This is a genomic window from Aeromonas media (assembly GCF_000819985.1).
Taxonomy (GTDB): domain Bacteria; phylum Pseudomonadota; class Gammaproteobacteria; order Enterobacterales; family Aeromonadaceae; genus Aeromonas; species Aeromonas media.
In genome coordinates, this window is sequence record NZ_CDBZ01000048.1 from 335 (window position 1) to 4,649 (window position 4,315).

Genomic DNA, 4,315 nt, shown 5'->3' on the forward strand with positions numbered 1-4,315 from the left:
CCGACCGGGGTGGGCAAGACCACCACCATCGCCAAGCTGGCGGCCCGCTTTGCCATGAAGTATGGCGCCGAGCAGGTGGCTCTCATCACCACGGACAACTACCGGATCGGGGCCCACGAACAACTGCAGACCTATGGTCGCATCATGGGTTGCCCGGTGCGTCAGGTGCGCGATGCCGAGGAGCTCGCCAATGCGCTCTATCAGTTCCGCAACCGCCGGCTGGTGCTCATCGATACCGCCGGGGTAGGGCAGCGGGATATCCGTCTGACCGAGCAGCTCGACACCCTGGTCAAGAATGCCAAGGTGCGCATTCGCAGCTACCTGGTCATGTCGGCCACCTCCCAGCGCCGGGTGATGCAGGAGGCGGTGGATCACTTCAGGCGCATTCCGCTCTCCGGGTGCATCCTGACCAAGCTCGACGAGAGCCTGAATCTGGGTGAAGTGATTAACGTATGCATTCAGAACGCCCTGCCCATCAGCTACATCACAGATGGACAGCGGGTGCCGGAAGATATTCAAGTTGCCAATGCGGCGCTGCTGGTTGGCGCGGCCATGGGCTCGCTGGAGCGGGAAACAGAAGACCCTTACTTCTGGGGTTCAGGCTTTGGCGAGGCCGAAGATTCGGAGTTTTATGAGTAACATGTATATGGATCAGGCGAGTGGTCTGCGCAAAATGCGTCAAAACAATCGAGTGAAAGTGATCGCCGTGTCTGGAGGCAAGGGGGGCGTTGGCAAGACCAACGTGACCCTGAACGTGGCGGGAGCCATGGCCGCCCAGGGCAAGCGGGTGTTGGTGCTGGATGCCGACCTTGGTCTGGCCAACGTCGACGTCATGCTGGGGCTGCGGGTGCACCGCAACCTCTCCCATGTGCTGGCGGGGGAGTGCACCATAGACGACATCATCGTCGAGGGGCCCTACGGCATGATGATAGTGCCGGCCACCTCGGGCACCCAGTCCATGGTCGAGCTGTCGCCGGTGCAACATGCCGAGCTCATCCGCGCCTTCAGCGAGATGAAGACCCAGGTGGACGTGCTGCTGGTGGACACGGCGGCGGGGATCTCCGACATGGTGTTGAGCTTCACCCGTGCGGCCCAGGACATCATGGTGGTGGTGTGCGACGAGCCCACCTCCATCACGGATGCCTATGCCCTCATCAAGATCCTCTCCAAGGATCACGGGGTGTTCCGCTTCAAGGTGGTGGCCAACATGGTGCGTTCCCTGCGCGAGGGACAGGAGCTCTTCGCTAAGTTGACCCGGGTCACCGACCGCTTCCTGGACACCTCCCTCGAGCTGGTGGCATGTGTGCCTTACGACACCAACCTGCGGGCCGCGGTGCGCAAGCAGAAGTTGATCGTCGAGGCGTTCCCCAAGTCGCCCGCCTCCCTGGCATTCCGTGCCCTGGCGAACAAGGCGGCGAGCTGGCCCATCCCGAACCAACCGGGGGGACACCTCGAATTTTTCCTGGAAAATTTATTGCAAAAGCCGGTCATAGCACAGGAAGACTCCCGTGAATAAAGCCCAAGCATACTTGCGTCATCAGGATTCCTACGTGCTGGTGGAGCGTCACGCTCCCCTGGTCAAGCGGATTGCCCAGCATTTATTGGCTCGCCTGCCAAGCAGTGTCTTGCTGGATGACCTGATCCAGGCAGGTATGATTGGGCTGCTCGAAGCCTCCCGCAACTTTGACGGCAGCAAGGGCGCCAGCTTTGAAACCTATGCCGGCATCCGCATCCGCGGCGCCATGCTCGACGAGATCCGCCGCGGGGACTGGGTGCCCCGCTCGGTGCACCGCAACAGCCGTGCCATCGCCGAGGCGATCGAGAACGTGGAGCAGGCCCATGGCCGGGATGCCAGAGACACCGAGGTGGCCGCCAACATGGGGGTCTCCCTTGGCGAATACCATGCCATGCTGCAGGATGTCTCCTGCGGCAAGATCATCGGCATCGAGGATCTCGGGGTCAGTGAGGATGTGATAGGGCATCCCGATGACGCCAGCGGTCACGGCGGCTTCGACGATCTGGCGGCCGAGCGCTTCCAGGGCGCCCTGGCCGAGCACATCGCCCGCCTGCCCGAACGGGAAGCCCTGGTGCTGTCACTGTATTACGACGAAGAGCTGAACTTGCGTGAAATCGGGGAAGTCCTGAGCGTCAGCGAGTCTCGGGTGAGCCAGATCCACAGCCAGGCCATGCACAGGCTGCGGGCCCGTCTGAGAGATTGGAATTTATAAGTGGTTGTACTGGCTACACTGGAACGCAACTCTAAGGCATAATCCGCACCATAAAACCTGCGATCTGCATCATGTAAGTGAGCCGTTTTGGCGGCTATTTAGGAGGGAATTTTGGACAAGAACATGAAAATCCTCATCGTCGACGATTTTTCAACGATGCGCCGGATTATCAAGAACTTGCTGCGTGACCTGGGATATAACAATACCCATGAAGCAGACGATGGCAACACGGCCCTGCCAATGTTGAAAAACGGCGATTATCAATTCGTGGTCACCGACTGGAACATGCCCGGCATGCAGGGTATCGACCTGCTCAAGGCGATCCGTCTCGATGACAAACTCAAGCACCTGCCGGTACTGATGGTGACTGCGGAAGCCAAGCGCGAGCAGATCATCGAAGCCGCCCAGGCCGGGGTCAATGGTTATATCGTCAAGCCGTTCACTGCCGCCACCCTCAAAGAGAAGCTCGACAAGATCTTTGAACGAATCGGCTAAGGAGCGGCAGGGATGAAGGCCAAAACGAGTGCCATGATCTCGCTTGAACAGGCAAGGATGCTGGTTGCCCACCTGGAGCGAGAAGAGTTTGAACAGGCCGATACCATCCTCGCCGATGTGTGCGCCCCCAATGCGGCGGCCCTGTTTGACAAGGTGGGGCAGCTGACCCGTCAGTTACACAACTCACTGCAAGATTTTCGCCTGGATCCCAGGATCCCCGACCTGGCCACCCACGAGATCCCGGATGCCCGGGAGCGTCTCAGCTATGTCATCGACATGACGGACAAGGCGGCCAATCGCACAATGGATGCGGTAGAGGCCAGCCTTCCCATCGCCGATCGGCTCAATGACAACATTCAGCTGGTGATGCCCAATTGGAATGCCTTGATGAGCCGGGATCTTGAACTGGGCCAGTTCAAGGCACTCTGCCATCAACTGAATGATTTTATTAAGGCTTCGGAGACGGATGCCGATAAGTTACGACAACTGCTGACTGAAATCCTGATGGCTCAGGATTTCCAGGACTTGACCGGTCAGATGATCCGCAAGGTGATCAAGCTGGTGCAGGAAGTTGAAACAAAGTTGATAGAGATGCTGACCATGTTTGGTGAGGCCGTCATCGAGAATTCGGCGCGCAGCCTGCCAGCGAGCGGCATCGAGGCAGAAGGCCCCATCATGAACCCGCAGACAAGGTCCGATGTGGTCAATGGTCAAGATGATGTGGACGATCTGCTGTCTAGCCTGGGATTCTAATGGAGTGACGCATGGCCTTCGAAGTTGATGAAGACATACTGCAAGACTTTTTGGTCGAAGCATCAGAAATATTGGAACAGTTGTCTGAACAACTGGTCGACTTGGAAAAGCGGCCCGATGACAAGAATCTGTTGAATGCCATCTTTCGCGGCTTCCACACCGTCAAGGGGGGAGCGGGTTTCCTCTCCCTGACCGAGCTGGTGGACGTCTGCCACGGTGCCGAGAACCTGTTCGACATGCTGCGCAACGGCAAGCGAACCCTCAGTGCCGAGCTGATGGATGTCATTTTGCAGGCCCTTGATGCCATCAACGTCATGTTTGCCCAGGTGCAGAACCGGGAGCCGACCAGCCCGGCCTCTGCCGATCTGCTGCACGATCTGCACGAGTTGTGCAAACCCGAAGGGCAGGAGCAACTGCGTACCGCCAGCGTTGCCGCCCCGCAGCAGCCAGAACCCGAGCCCGAACCCGTCATCGTCGCCGAGAGTGCGCCTGTTGCCGTCAACGGTGGCGGCTCCATCGACGAGATCTCCGCCGACGAATTCGAGCGCCTGCTGGATGAACTGCACGGTGCCGGCAAGGCGCCGACGGTGTCTGCCGCCCCCGTGTTGAGCGGCTCGGGCGACATCACGGACGATGAGTTCGAGGCCTTGCTCGATCAGCTGCACGGCCAGGGCCAACACGGCGGTGCCCCGGATCTTTCCCCGCTGCAATCGGTACAAAAAGAGGTAGACGAGCTCATCGACGACGACGAGTTCGAACGCCTGCTGGATGAATTACATGGCCGTGGCCAGGCGCCGCAGCACAGCATGGTGGCTGCACCGGCTCCCGAGCCCAAGGCT

The 4,315-nt window shown here is 59.4% G+C and carries 6 protein-coding genes; all 6 read left to right on the forward strand.

What is annotated here, in order from left to right:
- A partial coding sequence (locus BN1127_RS03870) for a flagellar biosynthesis protein FlhF (RefSeq protein WP_042648576.1) occupies positions 1-639 on the forward strand: 639 nt, incomplete at its 5' end.
- A gap of 1 nt (position 640) precedes the next feature.
- The gene (locus tag BN1127_RS03875) at positions 641-1,516 is read left to right on the forward strand and encodes a MinD/ParA family protein (protein ID WP_025326254.1); all 876 of its coding nucleotides are present in this window, start codon (positions 641-643) and stop codon (positions 1,514-1,516) included.
- Positions 1,509-2,228 carry an RNA polymerase sigma factor FliA gene (locus tag BN1127_RS03880; protein ID WP_025326255.1) on the forward strand — a complete coding sequence of 240 codons (720 nt, stop codon included), beginning with the start codon at positions 1,509-1,511 and terminating at the stop codon, positions 2,226-2,228. Before BN1127_RS03875 ends, BN1127_RS03880 begins: the two co-directional genes overlap by 8 nt.
- Before the next feature lie 123 nt (positions 2,229-2,351).
- On the forward strand, positions 2,352-2,723 hold the full coding sequence (gene cheY, locus BN1127_RS03885) for a chemotaxis response regulator CheY (protein WP_425266319.1): 372 nt from the start codon (positions 2,352-2,354) through the stop codon (positions 2,721-2,723).
- Positions 2,724-2,735: 12 nt separating this feature from the next.
- Entirely contained in the window at positions 2,736-3,476 is a 741-nt protein-coding gene (locus BN1127_RS03890) for a protein phosphatase CheZ (RefSeq protein ID WP_025326257.1), read from the forward strand.
- An 11-nt stretch (positions 3,477-3,487) separates the two neighbouring features.
- Positions 3,488-4,315: Hpt domain-containing protein (locus BN1127_RS03895; RefSeq protein WP_042648574.1), on the forward strand; the 828-nt coding region annotated here is incomplete at its 3' end.

What these genes read in the sequence shown, in the direction of transcription:
- BN1127_RS03875 (WP_025326254.1), top strand. Translation starts at nt 641, where the DNA reads ATGTATATGGATCAGGCGAGTGGTCTGCGCAAAATGCGTCAAAACAAT.
- BN1127_RS03890 (WP_025326257.1), top strand. Translation starts at nt 2,736, where the DNA reads ATGAAGGCCAAAACGAGTGCCATGATCTCGCTTGAACAGGCAAGGATG.
- cheY (WP_425266319.1), top strand. Translation starts at nt 2,352, where the DNA reads ATGAAAATCCTCATCGTCGACGATTTTTCAACGATGCGCCGGATTATC.